Source organism: Nocardioides koreensis (assembly GCF_039531775.1).
In the GTDB taxonomy this organism is placed as follows: Bacteria; Actinomycetota; Actinomycetes; order Propionibacteriales; family Nocardioidaceae; genus Nocardioides; species Nocardioides koreensis.
In genome coordinates this window covers 161,973-178,171 of sequence record NZ_BAAAQR010000004.1, presented here as the reverse complement: position 1 = coordinate 178,171, position 16,199 = coordinate 161,973, and the positions used below count along the sequence as shown (strand labels likewise).

Sequence of the window (16,199 nt, the reverse complement as noted above, 5' to 3'; positions counted from 1 at the left end):
GGCGATCAGGATCCACCGGCCGGGACCACACTTGACGAATGCCGGGTAGCGAGCAGCCACCGCAGGTGGTGCGGTCGAGCGGTAGGTGAGTCCAGTCGGCGTCCGGGTCTCGACCACGTGGCCGGGACCCGGCCCCGGTCTCGCTCTCCAGCCGGGCGCCTGCTTCGCGTAGTTGCAGCTCTCGCAGAGCCCCTGCCCGCCCACGGCGCTCGTCTCGCCACCGTCCGCCACTGCGATGACGTGGTCTCGGTGCCGGATCGGTGCGTCGCACCACGGCGTGCGGCAGAACTGGTCGCGAAGATCGAGGAAGTGCCCGAGCTCCCCGGGAACCGTCGGCTTCGCGCATCCATCGCGACCAGCTCACCGGTGGCCGGACTCGTGTAGAGCCGTCGCAGCCAGGTCGCGGTCCCGGCGTCCAGCAGGTCGGCGACCAGTCCTCGCGCCACCTCGGCCGGGATGGCCCCGAAGCCGGCGACCTGTGCCGAATCGGTGGCACCTGCGAAGAGCGCCCTGTCGGTCATCACGAGGTCGATCGTCACCGGCACGACCGGACGTCCGTCGATCGATGGCGCTCCGGTCACCCGACCCACCAGGGTGTCGGGCATGATCTGCCCCCGGCTGCGCGGGTCGCCGCTCGCGACCAGGCGGTCGGCCTCGGCCTTGAGCGCGGCGTACACGGCAACGCCCTGTGCCACCGGCAGCAGTGCGGTCACGTAGGTCATCACGTCCGGAGCCGGCCGCACGGTCACCCGACGCTCCGACTCCGCGCGCCGGCGCCGCTTCGCCACCGACCGGGCGTCCAGCCGGGCCGCCAGCTTCCTCACCTCGGCCTCGACGACGCGGTCGCTGTATCCCTCCAGCGCGTCGGGATCACCCGCCACGGCGTGGTCCACCGTCTGGCGGTCCTCCAAGCTCAGGCAGGCGGTCTCCCGGACCAGCGCCGTGGCGCGGTACTCGGTGATCCGTCCCGCCCGGAACGCCGCCCAGGTGTGCGGCATCTCCGCGACCAGGACCTTGGCGAGTCCCAGGTGCTGGCGGCCGCGATGCGGCGACTCCTTCCGCGCGAGTGCGATCTGGTCGGCGATCCCGCGGTGGCGACGGCCGGGTCGAACGCCGGCGTCCGCCTGCTGCTGGCGCTGCGAGGCGTCGAAGTCGGCCGACAGTGCGGCCTGCGCGGCCGCGGCCGCGCGCGTCAACGTCTCCAGCTCACCGATCAGCTCGATCCGCTTCGCGTCCTCCGTGATCGAGCCCGTGCCTGCCAGCTGGCCGATCCAGACCCGAACGGCGTCGGCATCGAGCGTCGGAGCAGCGTCCACCCGCTCATGCGGACGTGGGAACAGCTCGGGACAACATGTGGAGGACGCCTGCCGGCGTGCGCGGAACGCCGACAGCAAGAGTCGTGCGCACGTAGAGTCGCTCGTCGTGAGCCGCCTCATCCACCTCAACGGGCCACCCGGGATCGGCAAGTCCACGCTGGCCAGGCGCTTCGTGGCCGAACATCCGGGAGTCCTGAACTGCGACATCGATGCGCTCAGGACCCTCATCGGCGGGTGGGAGCGCGACTCCGGAGAGGCAGGGGCGCTCATCCGGCCGGCGGCGCTCGCGATGATCGAGGCGTACCTCGCGAACGGCCACGACGTCGTGCTGCCACAGATGTTGGTCGATCCCACCGAGCTGGCTCGGTTCGAAGCGTGTGCCGTCGGCATCGGGGCGCAGTTCTTCGAACGCGTCCTCATGGACACTCCAGCGGCGTCAGTGACCCGCTTCCACAGTCGTGGCGGGTCGGCGTCCGAGGATCCGTGGCATGACCAGGTGCGGGCCATCGTGGCGGCGAACGGCGGGGACAGCGTGCTGACCGGCTACCACGCGGCGCTCGAGCGCCTGCTGTCAGAGCGCCCGGACGCGGTCGTGATCATGAGCGCCGATGGCGCGGTGGAGGAGACCTACTGCTCGTTCATCGAGTCCCTGACCTGAGACACACCCGGTCAGAACATGTGCCGGCACGCCTCGAGGCCGTCGACCACCACGCCGGGGCGCGGCACGGCGTCCCAGCGGGATCGGCTGAGGCGCAGCCGGTCAGACACGAGAACTTCCGAGCCGCGTGCGTCGCGGGAGATGCCGTCGGGCTCGTAGCCGAGCCTGCGGGAGACACCCTGCGAGGCGTGGTTGTCCCGGAAGACCTCGGTCAGCGCCGCGTCGGCGTCGAGGTGGTCGAACGCCAGCGTCAGCAGGCCGATCCGTGCTTCGGTGCCCAGTCCCTGCCCCTGGTGCGGGAGGCCGAGCCACGACGCGGTGGTCACCTCCCGGACGACCCGGAAACTCCTGGCCCGCAGGGTGACCACGCCGAGCGCCTCGCCGCTCGGGGCGAAGACCCCGAGTCCGAGCCGCCAGCTCTCGACCGACCACCCGGACAGCTGGCTCCAGTGCTCGCGCAGGACGAAGCGCGCCCGGTCCTCGGCGCTGCCGTCGGTCCAGGGCGTCAGGAACGGCCGCTCCGTGGGCGGGTGCACGCCCCGGCCCGCGAGCGCCGCGAGCTCGGCAACCTCCTCGTCGCGAGGTAGCCGCAGCTGCAGGCGGGGCGTGGTGATGCGGAGCCGGAAGGTGGGCCAGAGATCGCTGAGCACGCTGCGGATTGTGCAGCACTGTCGGTGCCATGGGTAAGGATGTTGGCGTGAGCGACGTCCTGGACAGGTTCAGCGAGCCGACCCGCACCTGGTTCGGTGCCGCGTTCGCCGAGCCCACCCCCGCCCAGGCAGGCGCGTGGGAGGCGATCGGCGCCGGCCGTCACGCCCTGGTCGTCGCACCCACCGGCTCCGGCAAGACGCTCTCGGCCTTCCTGTGGTCCCTCGACCGGCTGATGACGACACCGCCGCACGAGGACCGTTCGCAGCGCTGCCGGGTCCTGTACGTGTCCCCGCTCAAGGCCCTGGCCGTCGACGTCGAGCGCAACCTGCGGGCGCCGCTGACCGGGATCCGGCACACCGCGGAGCGCCTCGGCACCTCGGTCCCCGACGTCACCGTCGGGCTGCGCTCCGGCGACACCCCCGCCGCGGACCGCCGCCGGCTCACCACGGCTCCGCCCGACATCCTGATCACCACGCCCGAGTCGCTGTTCCTGATGCTCACCTCCCAGGCGCGTGAGTCCCTGCGCGGCGTGGAGACGGTCATCATCGACGAGGTGCACGCCGTGGCCGGCACCAAGCGCGGCGCGCACCTCGCTGTCTCCCTCGAGCGGCTCGACTCGCTGCTCCCCCGTCCCGCGCAGCGCATCGGCCTGAGCGCCACCGTGCGTCCGCTCGAGGAGGTGGCCAGGTTCCTCGGCGGCACCGCCCCGGTCGAGATCGTCGCGCCACCCTCCCAGAAGGAGTGGGACCTGCGGGTGGTCGTGCCGGTCGAGGACATGACCACGCCCGACGAGTACGACGAGGACTCCGAGGACCCCCAGCGCGCCCAGTCGATCTGGCCGCACGTGGAGGAGCGGGTCGTCGACCTGGTCGAGGCACACCGCTCGACCATCGTGTTCGCCAACTCGCGCCGCCTCGCGGAGCGGCTGACCGCCCGGCTGAACGAGATCGCCACCGACCGGTCGGCCCAGGCCGCCGGCGTGGTCTCGACGAGCTCGACCGCCGGGTCCGGCCCGCCGGCGCAGCTGATGGCCCAGTCCGGGGTCTCGACGAGCTCGACCGACGACCCGGGCGCCACCGTGATCGCCAAGGCCCACCACGGCTCGGTCTCCAAGGAGCAGCGCGCGATCATCGAGGACGACCTCAAGCGCGGCCGGCTCCCCTGCGTGGTCGCCACCAGCAGCCTCGAGCTCGGCATCGACATGGGTGCGGTCGACCTCGTGGTGCAGATCGAGTCGCCGCCGAGTGTCGCGAGCGCCCTCCAGCGCGTGGGCCGCGCCGGCCACCAGGTGGGCGAGGTGTCCCGGGGCGTGCTGTTCCCCAAGCACCGGGGCGACCTGGCGCAGACCGCGGTGGCCGTCGAGCGGATGCGCACGGGCGCCATCGAGTCGCTGCGGGTGCCCGCCAACCCGCTCGACGTCCTGGCCCAGCAGGTGGTCGCGGCGACGGCCCTCGACGCCTGGCAGGCCGACGACCTGTTCGAGCTGGTCAAGCGCAGCGCGCCGTTCACCGCGCTGCCGCGATCGGCGTACGACGCCACGCTCGACCTGCTCAGCGGCCGCTACCCCTCCGACGAGTTCTCCGAGCTGCGCCCCCGGATCGTCTGGGACCGGGTCACCGGGTCGCTCACCGGACGGCCGGGAGCGCAGCGGCTCGCCGTGACCAGCGGCGGCACCATCCCCGACCGCGGCCTGTTCGGCGTCTTCCTGGTGGGAGGCGAGGGGCCGGGCCGGCGCGTGGGCGAGCTCGACGAGGAGATGGTCTACGAGTCCCGGGTCGGCGACATCTTCGCGTTGGGCGCGACGAGCTGGCGGATCGAGGACATCACCCACGACCGGGTCCTGGTCACCCCCGCCCCGGGCATCCCCGGGCGGCTGCCGTTCTGGAAGGGCGACGCGCTGGGCCGGCCCGCCGAGCTCGGCGCCGCCATCGGCTCCTTCACCCGCGAGCTCGGCTCACTGCCGCGGGACCGGGCCGTCGGGCGGGCCCAGGAGGGCGGCCTCGACGAGTTCGCGGCCGGCAACCTGGTCACCTACCTGCACGAGCAGCTCGAGGCCACCAACGCGCTGCCCAGCGACCGCACCCTGCTGGTGGAGAGGTTCCGCGACGAGCTCGGCGACTGGCGCCTCGTCCTGCACTCCCCCTTCGGCACCCCGGTCCACGCACCGTGGGCGCTCGCGATCAATGCCCGGCTGCGCGAGAGGTACGGCGTGGACGGCCAGGCGGTCGCCTCCGACGACGGCATCGTCATCCGGATCCCCGACACCGACGCCGAGCCCCCGGGCGGCGACGTGGTGGTCTTCGCCGCCGACGAGATCGAGGACCTGGTCACCCAGGAGGTCGGCGGCTCCGCCCTCTTCGCCGCCCGCTTCCGCGAGTGCGCCGCGCGCGCCCTGCTGCTCCCCCGCCGCGACCCCGGCCGGCGCTCGCCGCTGTGGCAGCAGCGGCAGCGGTCCGCGGCGCTGCTCGAGGTGGCCGCGAAGTACCCGTCCTTCCCGATCGTGCTCGAGGCCGTGCGCGAGTGCCTCCAGGACGTCTACGACCTGCCCTCGCTGGTCGCGCTCATGCAGCGGGTGGACCGGCGCGAGCTGCGGGTCGTCGACGTCGCGACGCCGTCGCCCTCGCCGTTCGCGCGCAGCCTGCTCTTCGGGTACGTCGCCCAGTTCATGTACGAGGGCGACTCCCCCATCGCCGAGCGGCGCGCCGCAGCGCTCTCGCTCGACCAGGGGCTGCTGGCGGAGCTGCTCGGCCGGGCCGAGCTGCGCGAGCTGCTGGACCCCGACGTGCTCGCGGAGGTCGAGGCGGAGCTCCAGCGGCTGGCTCCCGACCGCCGGGCCCGGGACGCCGAGGGCGTCGCCGACCTGCTGCGGATGCTCGGTCCCCTCTCCACCGACGAGGTGGCGGCCCGCAGCGTGGAGGGCGCCGAGGTCGGGGGCTGGCTCACCGCCCTCGCCGATGCCCGCCGGATCACCCTGGTCCGGATGGCCGGCGAGGAGCGCTGGTGCGGGATCGAGGACATCGGCCGGCTGCGGGACGGCCTGGGTGTCCCGGTGCCGCCCGGGACACCGGACGCCTTCGTCGAGCCGGTCGAGGACCCGCTGGCCGACCTGGTCGCCCGGTTCGCCCGCACACACGGTCCCTTCACCACCGAGCAGGTCGCCGCCCGCCTCGGCCTCGGCGCCGCGGTGGTCCGCCACACCCTCCAGCGGCTCGGCGCGCAGGGACGCGTCCTGGACGGCGAGTTCCGCCCGTCCGGCTCGGGCTCGGAGTGGTGCGACGCCGAGGTGCTGCGCAAGCTGCGCCGCCGCTCGCTGGCGCGGCTGCGCAAGGAGGTCGAGCCGGTCGAGCCCGCGGCGCTGAGCCGGTTCCTGTCGGCCTGGCAGCACGTGGTCCCGACCGGCGGCGGCGGGCGCGGCGGCCTGCGCGGGGTCGACGGAGTGCTGTCAGCGATCGACCAGCTGGCCGGCTGCCCGGTCCCCGCCTCGGCGCTCGAGCCCCTGGTGTTGGTCGCACGGGTGCGTGACTACGAGCCGTCGTACCTCGACGAGCTCACCGCCTCCGGCGAGGTGATCTGGGCCGGCCACGCCGCGCTGCCGGGCGCCGACGGCTGGGTGTCGCTGCACCTGGCCGACCAGGCGCCGCTCACGCTCCCGGAGCCCCAACCCTTCGAACAGGCCGAGCTGCACGAGGCCGTCCTCGACGCGCTGACCCCCGGCGGCGCCTGGTTCTTCCGCCAGCTCGCCACCACGGTCGGCGCGACCAACGACGCCGCGCTGTCTGCTGCCCTCTGGGAGCTGGTCTGGGCCGGCCGGATCAGCAACGACACGCTCACGCCGCTGCGGGCGCTCACCCGCGCCGGCACCCCCAGCCACCGCAGCCGCCGGCCGCCGCCGCGGATCCGGATGTCCTCCACGACGGGCGGCCGCGCCCGGATGCCGGCCCGCACCGGCCCCCCGGAGACGGCCGGGCGCTGGGCGTTGCTGCCGGAGATCGACGGCGACCCGACCCGCCGCGCCCATGCCACCGCCGAGCGGCTGCTCGACCGCCACGGCGTGGTGATCCGGGGCGCCGTGGTGAGCGAGCGCGTCCCCGGTGGCTTCGCCGCCGTCTACAAGGTGCTGTCCGCCTTCGAGGACTCCGGCCGCTGCCGTCGGGGTTACTTCGTCAGCGGCCTCGGGGCCGCCCAGTTCGGGACCGCGGGGGCGATCGACCGGTTGCGCACCTTCTCCGAGCTGGCCGACGACGCCAAGCCGGGGGCGGTGGCGCTGGCCGCCACCGACCCGGCCAACCCCTTCGGCGCGGCGCTGCCGTGGCCGGTCGCGTCGAGCTCGACCGAGGCCGGCGAGAAGAGCGGGCACCGTCCCGGCCGCAAGGCCGGCGCGCTGGTCGTCCTCGTGGACGGCGAGCTGACCCTGTACGTCGAGCGCGGCGGGCGCACCCTGCTGACCTGGTCCGACGACGCGGAGCAGCTCACCCCGGCGACCGCGGCCCTCGCGGATGCCGTCCGGCGTGGCTCGCTCGGCCGGTTGACGGTGGAGAGGGCCGACGGCGAGCAGCTGCTCGGCTCGGGGGCCACCCCCCTGCGCGAGGCCCTCCAGGCGGCCGGCTTCGTGTCGACGCCCAAGGGGCTGCGACTGAGGGTGCCCAGCGGTGCCTGAGGGCGACACCGTCTTCCGCGCCGCCCGCCTGCTGGACCGCCGGCTCTCGGGGCAGGTGCTGGTGCGCACCGACTTCCGGGTCCCGCAGCTCGCGACCACCGACCTGGTCGGCGCCACCGTGACCGAGACCGTCTCGCGCGGCAAGCACCTGCTGACCCGCATCGACGGCAGCAGCGGCGCCTGGACGCTGCACACCCACCTGAAGATGGAGGGCTCCTGGCGGGTCTACGAGCCCGGTGGCGCGTGGCGGCGCCCCGCGCACCAGGCCCGGGTCGTGCTGGCCACCGACCGGGCCGAGGCGGTGGGGTTCTCGCTGGGCATCGTCGAGCTGCTGCCCCGGGAGGATGAGGACGCGGCCGTCGGACATCTCGGTCCCGACCTGCTCGGCCCCGACTGGGACGAGGAGGAGGCGCTGCGCCGGTTGCGGGAGGACCCGGACCGGCCCCTCGCGGAGGCCCTGCTCGACCAGACCAGGCTCGCCGGGATCGGGAACATGTACCAGGCCGAGCTGTGCTTCACCAGCGGCGTGCACCCGCGGACCCCCGTCGGCGAGGTGTCGAACCTGCCCCGCCTGGTCCGGCGCGCCAAGCAGATGCTGGAGCTCAACAAGGAACGACCGGTCCAGTCCACCACCGGGGACCTGCGCGAGCGCGAGCGGATGTGGGTCTACCGACGGGACAAGAGCCCGTGCCGCCGCTGCGGCACGCCGATCCGCGTCGAGATGGCCGGGCCCGAGGGCCGCGAGCGGGCGTCCTACTGGTGCCCGTCCTGCCAGCCCGCGGTGGACCAGGCGCGGTGAGCGGTCAGGCGGCGGAGGCGACGACCTCGCCCGGGCGCGGACGCGACGTGACCGAGATCGGGGTGGCGGCCACCGCGGCCTCCTCGAGCGCCACGGCGTCGGAGACCTCGCGCAGCACGGCGGAGAGGGGCGCATCGAGCGCCAGGCACAGGGAGGCGAGCAGCTCGGAGGACGCTTCCTTCTGGCCCCGCTCGATCTCGGAGATGTAGCCCAGGCTCACCCGGGCCTCGGCGGAGACTTCGCGCAGGGTCATGCCGCGCTGCATCCGACGATCGCGGAGCACGTCGCCGAGAAGCCGACGGAACAGCACCATGCGCGTCTCCTTTCCGGGGGGCGTGACTGGACTGCTGGACCAACGCTACCCGAGAGGCGTTTCTTCCTCGACGAGGATCGCGGCAACTGCCTCGAGCGCCTGGGCGCAGGTCTGCTCCTGGATCTGCTCGCGCTCCCCCTCGAGGTCGAGCTCGACGACCTCCAGCAGGCCGGGCCCGGAGATGCCGACGTAGACCGTGCCGGGGGCCTTGCCCTCCTGCTCGGTAGGACCAGCCACGCCGGTGGTGCTCACGCCGAAGGACGCGCCGGTCAGCGCGCGCACCCCGGTCGCCATCGCCTTCGCGCATTCGGCCGAGACCACCCCGTGCTCGTCGATGACCTCGCCGGGCACGTCGAGGATCGAGGACTTCACCTCGGTGGCGTAGGTGACGACGCCGCCCAGGTAGGTCTCCGAGGCGCCCGGCACGTCGGTGAAGTGGACCGCGAGACGGCCTCCGGTCAGCGACTCGGCGGACGCGATGGTGTGGCCACTGGCGCGCAGCAACAGGTGCACGCGGGTGTCGAGATCGGTCATGGTCGGATGCTAGACGCCGGCCCGACCCCGACGGCCAGGGCCGGTCTCAGCCCTCGCCGTCGCCCTCGATCACCACGACCCGGTAGTGCTCGTCGAGCCGCACGTCGACGGTGTCGCCGTTCGGCTTGGTCACCTCGACCTCGTACGTCGCGCCGTTCTCGGAGTCGGTCTCGACGCTGTTTGCGGTGCCGCCACCGGTGGCCTTGAGGGCGGCCTTCGTCGCCGCGTCGGCCTGCTCCTGGGTGTACTGGTGGCTGGCCGCGCCGTCGTCGCCGTTGCCGGCGACCGCGACACCACCCGCGACCACCGCCGCGGTGAGGCCCAGACCGGCTGCGCCGGCCACGATCCGCTTCCTCATGTCGTCTCCCTTCGTCGGCACCCACCCTGCCCGCTCGGCCCTGAACCCCTCCTGAACGCACGGTTCAGCGCGAGTTCAGCGGGGGCTCAGCCAACCCGTGCCACGCTGGAGGCATGCGGCTCTTGGTCGTCGAGGACGACAAGCACCTCGCGTCCGCGCTCAAGCGCGGCCTCGAGGGCGAGGGGTACGCCGTCGACGTCGCCCTCGACGGGATCGAGGGCGAGTGGCTCGCCCAGGAGAACGAGTACGACGCGATGGTGCTCGACGTGATGCTCCCGGGCCTCTCCGGCGACGAGCTGTGCACCCGCCGCCGCGAGGCCGGCGACTGGACGCCGATCCTGATGCTCACCGCCCGGTCCGGGCCCCGCCAGGAGTCACGGGCCCTCGACTCCGGCGCCGACGACTTCCTCGCCAAGCCGTTCTCGTTCATGGTGCTGGTGGCCCGGCTCCGGGCGCTGACCCGCCGGGGTCGCCAGGAGCGGCCCTCCGTCCTGGCCGCCGGTGACCTGCGGCTGGACCCGGCCAGCCACCGGGTCTGGCGCGGCGACACGCCCGTCGAGCTGACGCCCCGGCAGTTCTCGATGCTGGAGTTCCTGCTGCGGCGGGCCGGGGAGGTCGTCTCGAAGGCGACGATCCTGTCCCACGTCTGGGACTTCTCCTTCGACGGCGACCCGAACATCGTCGAGGTCTACGTCCGCCAGCTCCGGCAGCGCATCGACCACCCGTTCGGGAGGGCCAGCCTGCAGACGGTCCGGTTGGTCGGCTACCGGCTCGACCCCGACGGGGGCTGACGTGCGGCGCACGACCCTGCGCACCCGCGCCACCGTGCTCGCCACGGTCATCACCGGCCTGACCCTCCTGCTGGGTTCGGTCGCGCTGGTGCTGACCCTCGAGGCTCGGCTGCGCAGCGGCGCCGACGAGCTGGCAGGGTCGCGGATCCACGACCTCCTCCACCTCGCCGAGCTCGGCGCACTGCCCACGACGCTGACCAACCTCGACGACGAGGGCGTGGGCCAGGTCGTGGCGGCGGACGGGCGCGTCCTGGCAGCCTCCCCGAACATCCAGGGCAAGCCGGCCATCGCCGGGTTCGACCCTGGCGACGGCCTCGTCGTCCGCACCGTCGACGCCCCGGACGACGCGGAGACCGAGACCTACCGGCTCTGGGCCGGCACCGGTCCGAGTCCCGACGGACCGGTCACGGTCTACCTCGGCACCAGCCTGGAGTCCGTCCACGAGGCCTCCTCGGCGCTGCGTCGGGCGCTGCTGCTCGGCGTACCGGTCGTGGTGGCCCTCCTCGCACTCGGGACCTGGCTGGTCCTCGGCGGGGCGCTGCGCCGGGTGGACCGGATCCGCCGGGAGGTCGACGAGATCACCGAGGACCGGCTCGACCGGCGGGTGGCCGACAGCGGCGTCGACGACGAGGTCGGGCGGCTGGCCGCCACCATGAACCGGATGCTCGCCCGGCTCGAGGCGTCGGCGCGTCGGCAGCGGGACTTCGTCGCCGACGTCTCGCACGACCTGCAGAGCCCGCTGGCGGCGCAGCGGGCGCAGGTCGAGGTGGCGCTGGCGCGGCCGGGGTCCACCGACGTGACCGCGCTGGGTTCGGACCTGCTGGCCACGACCGCGCAGATGGAGCGGCTCGTCGGCGACCTGCTCGTCCTCGCGTCCGTCGATGCGGGAGCACCGGCGCCCGAGGCCACGGCGATCGACCTCGAGGACGTCGTGCTCGAGGAGGCGGCCCGCGCCCGCACGGCGAACGGGCTGGTCCTGGACACCAGCCGCGTCTCTGCCGCGCCGGTGCGCGCCGACCGCGGCGAGGTCCAGCGGATCGTGCGCAACCTGCTCGACAACGCGGTGGCGCACGCCTCGTCCCGGGTCGAGGTCCGGGTCTCCACGGAGTCGGGCGGCGGCCGGCTCGACGTCCTCGACGACGGCCCGGGCGTCCCCGACGAGGAGCGGGAGCTGATCTTCGAGCGCTTCCACCGCGGCGACCGGGCCCGCAGCACCGGGTCCGCGGTCAGGGACACCGGGGGCAGTGGCCTGGGACTGGCGATCGCCCGCGGCCTCGCCGAGCGCGCCGGCGGACACCTGGGACTGGCCGACCGGGACGGTGCACCGGCGCCCGGCGCGCACTTCGTCCTGCGGCTGCCTGGCACCGGTGGCTAACCTCGCTCCATGGCCCTGCCCATCGAGGACTACGCGCTCATCGGCGACCTGAGGACGGCCGCCCTCGTGGGTCGCAACGGGTCGATCGACTGGCTGTGCCTGCCCCGGTTCGACTCCCCCGCCTGCCTGGCGGCCCTCCTCGGATCCGAGGAGCACGGCCACTGGCAGCTGTGTCCCGAGGGCGAGTACGCCTCGGAGCGCCGGTACCTGGGCAACTCCGGGGTGCTGGAGACGACGTTCACCACCGCCACCGGCGTGGTCACGCTGACCGACCTGATGCCGCGCGGCGACGACCGCGCCGACGTCGTACGCCGGGTCCGTGGGGTCAGTGGCACGGTCACGATGAGCCACGAGTGGCTGGTGCGGCTCGACTACGGCGAGATCCGGCCCTGGGTGCGCCGGGAGACGATCTGCGGCGAGAAGGTCATCACCGCGATCGGCGGCCCCGACAAGCTCATCCTCCGGGGCCCGCGGCTGCCGGTCGCCACCGACCACCGCCACAACGACACCTTCGAGGTCGCCGAGGGTGACGAGCTGCTGTTCTCCACCACGTGGGTGCCCTCGCACATCGACCTCGACGAGCTGGGCGACTTCACCGACCGGATCCGCGCCACCATCGACGCCGACGAGGCCTGGGCCGAGCGCTGCCCCGCCGACGTGCCGCACCCGCACGTCGTACGCCGCTCGCTGCAGACGCTGCGCCTGCTCACGCACGAGGCGACCGGCGGGATCGTCGCCGCCCCCACCACCTCGCTGCCCGAGGACTTCGGCGGTGAGCGCAACTGGGACTACCGCTTCTGCTGGCTCCGCGACGCGGCGCTCACGCTCTCCTCGCTCATCCGGGCGGGCTACACCGAGGAGGCCCGCCTCTGGCGCTCGTGGCTGCTGCGCTCGGTCGCGGGCGACCCCGAGGACCTCCAGATCATGTACGCCGTGGACGGGGCCCGCCGGCTGCCCGAGCACACGCTGGAGCACCTGCCGGGGTACGCCGGCTCGAAGCCGGTGCGGATCGGGAACGGCGCCGTCGGCCAGCGCCAGTCCGACGTGCTCGGCGAGGTGATGATCGCGCTCGAGCACACCCGGCACGCGTTCGGCGCCTTCGACGAGAACTCCTGGTCCCTGCAGCGCACGCTCGTCGCTGACCTGGCCCGCTCCTGGGACCGGCCGGACCACGGCCTGTGGGAGATCCGCGGCGAGCCGCAGCGGTTCACCCACTCACGCGTCATGGTCTGGGCCGCCTTCGACCGCGCGGTGAGGGCCGTGGAGGAGTACGACCTCCCCGGGGAGGTCGCTGAGTGGCGCAAGCTGCGCGACGCGGTGCGGGAGGAGGTGCTGGCCGAGGGCTTCGACGCCGAGCGCAACACCTTCACCCAGCACTACGACACCACCGAGGTCGACGCCTCGCTGCTGGTGCTCCCCCAGGTCGGCTTCATCGAGGGCGACGACCCGCGGATGCTCGGCACCATCGCGGCGGTCGAGGAGGACCTGATCCGCGACGGACTGGTGCTCAGGTACCGCACCCAGAGCGGCGTCGACGGCCTCCAGGGCGACGAGCACCCGTTCCTGGCCTGCTCGTTCTGGCTCGTCTCGGCGTACGCCGCGGCGGGTCGCCGTGAGGACGCCGAGCGGCTCTTCGACCGGCTGGTCGGGCTCGTCAACGACGTGGGGCTGCTCGCGGAGGAGTACGACGCTCGCCGCGGCCGCATGGTCGGCAACTTCCCGCAGGCGTTCAGCCACCTCACCCTGGTGCAGGCGGCGTTCGACCTCGGCGGACGCTGACCCGGCCCCGGGCGTGCCGCAGGGGGCCGACCCTCGGGCCGACCCCCTGCGTCAGGGTGTTGCTGCCTAGCGCCCGGGCTTCTTGCGCACCCGGATCTCCACGGTCGTGGCGGACGACGAGGTGGTGTCGTCGCCGAGGTAGCTCACCTCGACCGACTTGCTGCCCGGTGAGGTGAACCGGTCCAGACGGACCTGCGCCCGCCCGTTCCTCAGCGTGGCCTCGTAGGTCCTGCCCTCGGAGACGACCTGCACGGTGCCGGTCGGCGTGCCGTCCTCCGAGCGCACCCGGATGTGCAGCTTGACCCGGGTCTTGCCGGCCGTGACCGTGCGGGGCGTCGCCTTGACCCGCAGCGAGGAGTCGGACTGGTCCGACGACTCGGTCGGGAAGCCGGGCACGTCGATGCCGATGACCTCCGGGTCGTGGTCGGAGGCCCGGAACTGGTCGGTCGCGTAGAAGTCGGTCGCGTTGTAGTTGTGGCGGCTGTACTCGAACGCCACCGCCTCGTCGGCGTTGATGTTCCAGATGTCCACACCGGTCACGTCGCCCAGCGCCTCGGCGTTGGCGAAGACGTGGTCCAGCGAGCCGGCCATCCCGCTGAAGTTGTAGCTCCACTCGTCCGGGGTGTCGGACTCGAGGTTGGTGTAGCCCTTCTCCTCGAGCTTCTGGATCGGGTCCTCCATCGTGTAGGCGTTGAAGTCACCGGTCAGGAACAGCTTGCTGATGCCGCGCTCGGCCTTGAAGTCGTCCGCGAACGTCGCCAGCGCCTCGGCCTGTGCCACGCGGTCCGGGTTGGCGTTGCCCTGGCCGGTGCCGTCGTCGGTGCCGGAGCCCTTGGACTTGAAGTGGTTGACGATCACGCCGAAGGTCGTGTCGTCGGCGGCGCCGTGGGGCTTGAACGTCTGGGCGAGCGGCTGCCGCGCGTTGTGGAACGCGGTCGACCCGGTCAGCACGTCGGAGGCCCCGACGAGGTCGACGGTGCCGGGGTCGTAGATGAACGCCGTGCGGATGACGTCCTGCTCCTCCAGCGGCGGGAGGTCGGCCGCGTCGGGCGAGGGGGCGAAGGCCCAGCGGGTGCTGCCGGCGGCGGCGTTCAGGGCGTCGACGAGCGAGGCCAGGGCGTCGTCGCGGTCGGCCTCACCGAGCGCCACCGAGTTCTCGATCTCCTCGAGGGAGACGATGTCGGCGTCCATGGTGTTGATCGCGGTGACGATCTTGTCGCGCTGCCGGACGAGGTCGTCGTCCTCGGCGGCACCGCGCGGGCCCGTGTCGCCACAGTCGCGGTCGGTCACGTGGTTGTCGTCCCGGTCGTCGTAGAAGGTGCACGACCCACCGGCCGCGACGTAGTCCACACCCGTGGTGTTGAAGTAGTTCAGCACGTTGAACGTGGCCAGGCGCAGGTCACCGCCGACGTCCCGGGGCGCGGCGTTCTCGGTCCGGGTGTCGCTGAAGGTCACGACGTCCGTGCCCTCGTCGGTCACCTGGTGGGTCGGCTGGAACTTCCAGGTGTTGTTCCGGTAGTCGAGGATCACCGGCTCGTGGAAGGTCGCCGCCGAGGAGACCCGCACCGGGTTCGTGGGGCTCAGCCAGGGCAGCGGGATGTCCTGGCTGGCACCGCCGCCGTACGGCAGGAAGTTGATGCTGGCACCGTCGTCGAGGGTGATCGCGCGGGCGGCGTTGGCCTCGGTGGCCGCCGCGATGCCCGCGGTGTCCTGCGCGTCGGTGGTCTCGGTCGGAGCGACCAGCGGGGTGTCGCCGGCGGCGAGCCCGATCTCGGCGTACTGGTTGGTGGTGTAGTTGTTGGTGACCGTGAAGTGCTGGCCGCTCACGTCGAGCAGCTCGCTCTCGTGGGCCTCACGGTCCGTCGCCGAGGCCGGGAGCGCGGTCGCCAACGGGGCCACCGGCGCGTGGTCGCCGGTGAGCACGGTGACGGCGCTGTGGCTGTCGGAGGGGTCGTAGGTCAGCTCGGTCAGGCCGCCGAACTCGGTCACGAGACCGGTGACCTCGACGTAGTCGCCGACGTGGCCGGCCACACCCCCGCTCTTCTGGTAGACGTACACGGCGTCCGAGGCGCCCGGGGTCGCGTCGTCGCCGCTCCCGGTGCCGGGCGTCTGGATCACGAAGCCGTAGAAACCACCGGTGGGGTACGCCGCGGTGACGACGCCGCGGGTGCGGACGTAGGTGTTGTCGTCCCCGGCGAACGGGCTGGCAGAGCCGGTGCCCTGCACCTCCGCGATGGTCTTGTCGACCGTCGTCACCGGCGGCGGGGGCGGCGGGGGCGCCGTGGTCGAGGCCTCCGGGGTCGGTGCTCCGGCCGTGAAGTCGGCGGCGTTGCTGTCGGTGTCGGCCCCTGCGGCGCTGCGGGCAACCGCGTTGGTGTTGGACGGCGCCGGGGACGCCGCCGTCTCGAAGGACGCGGCGGAGCCGCCGGCGCCGAGGAAGTCGACGATGCCGGTCGTCCCCGCGGGCACGTTGCCGGCGGGAGGCGTGAGCGCGGTGGTGGTGTCGGCCAGCCAGACCTGGAAGCCGGTGCCACCCATGGCGATCGTGCCCGTCGCGTCGGGCGTCGGGAGGTCGGTCGTACCGCCGCTGCCTGCCGCCTCCTGGACGAGGTAGTGGCCACCGGCGGGCACGCTGCCGGAGAGCGTGGTGACCGCGCCGGCCGCGGCGCCGCCGGCGCTGCGGTACTGCACGGACCAGCCCTCGACGCTGATCGCGGACGAGGTGGGGTTGTAGAGCTCGACGAAGTCGTTCTTGTACGTCGAGCCGCTGTTGCCGCCGCCGCCGTAGGCCTCGCTGATGACGAGTCCGCCACCGGCGGTGTTGGCCTGTGCGGGCAGCGCCACGGCCAGGCCGGTCGCGGCGACGCCGAGACCGAGGGCAGCCGCGAGTCCCGCACGGGACGAGGGCCGGGATGAGGGCATGGTGAGCCTTCCGAGAGGGGTGGGAACCGAGGGCTGCCGGTGCAGC

At 73.3% G+C, this 16,199-nt stretch carries 12 protein-coding genes; 6 read left to right on the top strand and 6 right to left on the bottom strand.

Features of this window, described 5'->3' with window-relative positions:
- Positions 1–5: 5 nt before the first annotated feature.
- Positions 6–1,316 (bottom strand): 13E12 repeat family protein, encoded by a 1,311-nt coding sequence (locus ABD268_RS08865; protein WP_344150201.1) that lies wholly within the window; start codon positions 1,314–1,316, stop codon positions 6–8.
- Positions 1,317–1,422: 106 nt separating this feature from the next.
- Here ABD268_RS08865 and ABD268_RS08860 point away from each other — a divergent pair, with 106 nt between their 5' ends.
- Positions 1,423–1,974: an AAA family ATPase gene (locus tag ABD268_RS08860; protein WP_344150198.1), complete on the top strand. Its 552-nt coding sequence runs from the start codon at positions 1,423–1,425 to the stop codon at positions 1,972–1,974.
- 11 nt (positions 1,975–1,985) lie between these two features.
- Here the strand turns inward: ABD268_RS08860 and ABD268_RS08855 are convergent, their stop codons facing one another.
- Entirely contained in the window at positions 1,986–2,624 is a 639-nt protein-coding gene (locus ABD268_RS08855) for a GNAT family N-acetyltransferase (RefSeq protein WP_344150195.1), read from the bottom strand.
- Positions 2,625–2,653: 29 nt separating this feature from the next.
- Here ABD268_RS08855 and ABD268_RS08850 point away from each other — a divergent pair, with 29 nt between their 5' ends.
- A complete protein-coding gene (locus ABD268_RS08850) occupies positions 2,654–7,282 on the top strand; it encodes an ATP-dependent helicase (protein WP_425573697.1) in 4,629 nt (1,542 codons plus the stop codon).
- A complete protein-coding gene (locus ABD268_RS08845; RefSeq protein WP_344150189.1) occupies positions 7,275–8,081 on the top strand; it encodes a DNA-formamidopyrimidine glycosylase family protein in 807 nt (268 codons plus the stop codon). The genes ABD268_RS08850 and ABD268_RS08845 overlap by 8 nt, the downstream gene beginning before the upstream one ends.
- Before the next feature lie 4 nt (positions 8,082–8,085).
- On the opposite strand, the gene ABD268_RS08840 is transcribed toward ABD268_RS08845, so the two are convergent.
- From ABD268_RS08840 to ABD268_RS08830, 3 genes are read right to left on the bottom strand one after another with little or no spacing between them, the layout of a single operon-like run.
- Complete coding sequence (locus tag ABD268_RS08840) at positions 8,086–8,394, bottom strand: helix-turn-helix domain-containing protein (protein WP_344150186.1); 309 nt, start codon at positions 8,392–8,394, stop codon at positions 8,086–8,088.
- Positions 8,395–8,439: 45 nt separating this feature from the next.
- Complete coding sequence (locus ABD268_RS08835) at positions 8,440–8,928, bottom strand: CinA family protein (protein WP_344150183.1); 489 nt, start codon at positions 8,926–8,928, stop codon at positions 8,440–8,442.
- 46 nt (positions 8,929–8,974) lie between these two features.
- The gene (locus tag ABD268_RS08830; protein ID WP_344150181.1) at positions 8,975–9,286 is read right to left on the bottom strand and encodes a PepSY domain-containing protein; all 312 of its coding nucleotides are present in this window, start codon (positions 9,284–9,286) and stop codon (positions 8,975–8,977) included.
- A gap of 113 nt (positions 9,287–9,399) precedes the next feature.
- On the opposite strand from ABD268_RS08830, the gene ABD268_RS08825 reads away from it, so the two are divergent.
- From ABD268_RS08825 to ABD268_RS08815, 3 genes are read left to right on the top strand one after another with little or no spacing between them, the layout of a single operon-like run.
- On the top strand, positions 9,400–10,077 hold the full coding sequence (locus ABD268_RS08825; protein ID WP_344150179.1) for a response regulator transcription factor: 678 nt from the start codon (positions 9,400–9,402) through the stop codon (positions 10,075–10,077).
- A gap of 1 nt (position 10,078) precedes the next feature.
- Positions 10,079–11,452, top strand: coding sequence for a sensor histidine kinase (locus tag ABD268_RS08820; protein ID WP_344150177.1), 1,374 nt, complete (start codon positions 10,079–10,081; stop codon positions 11,450–11,452).
- Between the two features lie 9 nt (positions 11,453–11,461).
- The gene (locus ABD268_RS08815; protein WP_344150175.1) at positions 11,462–13,231 is read left to right on the top strand and encodes a glycoside hydrolase family 15 protein; all 1,770 of its coding nucleotides are present in this window, start codon (positions 11,462–11,464) and stop codon (positions 13,229–13,231) included.
- Between the two features lie 66 nt (positions 13,232–13,297).
- On the opposite strand, the gene ABD268_RS08810 is transcribed toward ABD268_RS08815, so the two are convergent.
- Complete coding sequence (locus ABD268_RS08810) at positions 13,298–16,153, bottom strand: ExeM/NucH family extracellular endonuclease (protein WP_344150173.1); 2,856 nt, start codon at positions 16,151–16,153, stop codon at positions 13,298–13,300.
- Positions 16,154–16,199: the final 46 nt, after the last annotated feature.

What these genes read in the sequence shown, in the direction of transcription:
- ABD268_RS08850 (WP_425573697.1), top strand. Translation starts at nt 2,654, where the DNA reads ATGGGTAAGGATGTTGGCGTGAGCGACGTCCTGGACAGGTTCAGCGAG.
- ABD268_RS08840 (WP_344150186.1), bottom strand. Translation starts at nt 8,394, where the DNA reads ATGGTGCTGTTCCGTCGGCTTCTCGGCGACGTGCTCCGCGATCGTCGG.
- ABD268_RS08835 (WP_344150183.1), bottom strand. Translation starts at nt 8,928, where the DNA reads ATGACCGATCTCGACACCCGCGTGCACCTGTTGCTGCGCGCCAGTGGC.
- ABD268_RS08830 (WP_344150181.1), bottom strand. Translation starts at nt 9,286, where the DNA reads ATGAGGAAGCGGATCGTGGCCGGCGCAGCCGGTCTGGGCCTCACCGCG.
- ABD268_RS08825 (WP_344150179.1), top strand. Translation starts at nt 9,400, where the DNA reads ATGCGGCTCTTGGTCGTCGAGGACGACAAGCACCTCGCGTCCGCGCTC.
- ABD268_RS08815 (WP_344150175.1), top strand. Translation starts at nt 11,462, where the DNA reads ATGGCCCTGCCCATCGAGGACTACGCGCTCATCGGCGACCTGAGGACG.
- ABD268_RS08810 (WP_344150173.1), bottom strand. Translation starts at nt 16,153, where the DNA reads ATGCCCTCATCCCGGCCCTCGTCCCGTGCGGGACTCGCGGCTGCCCTC.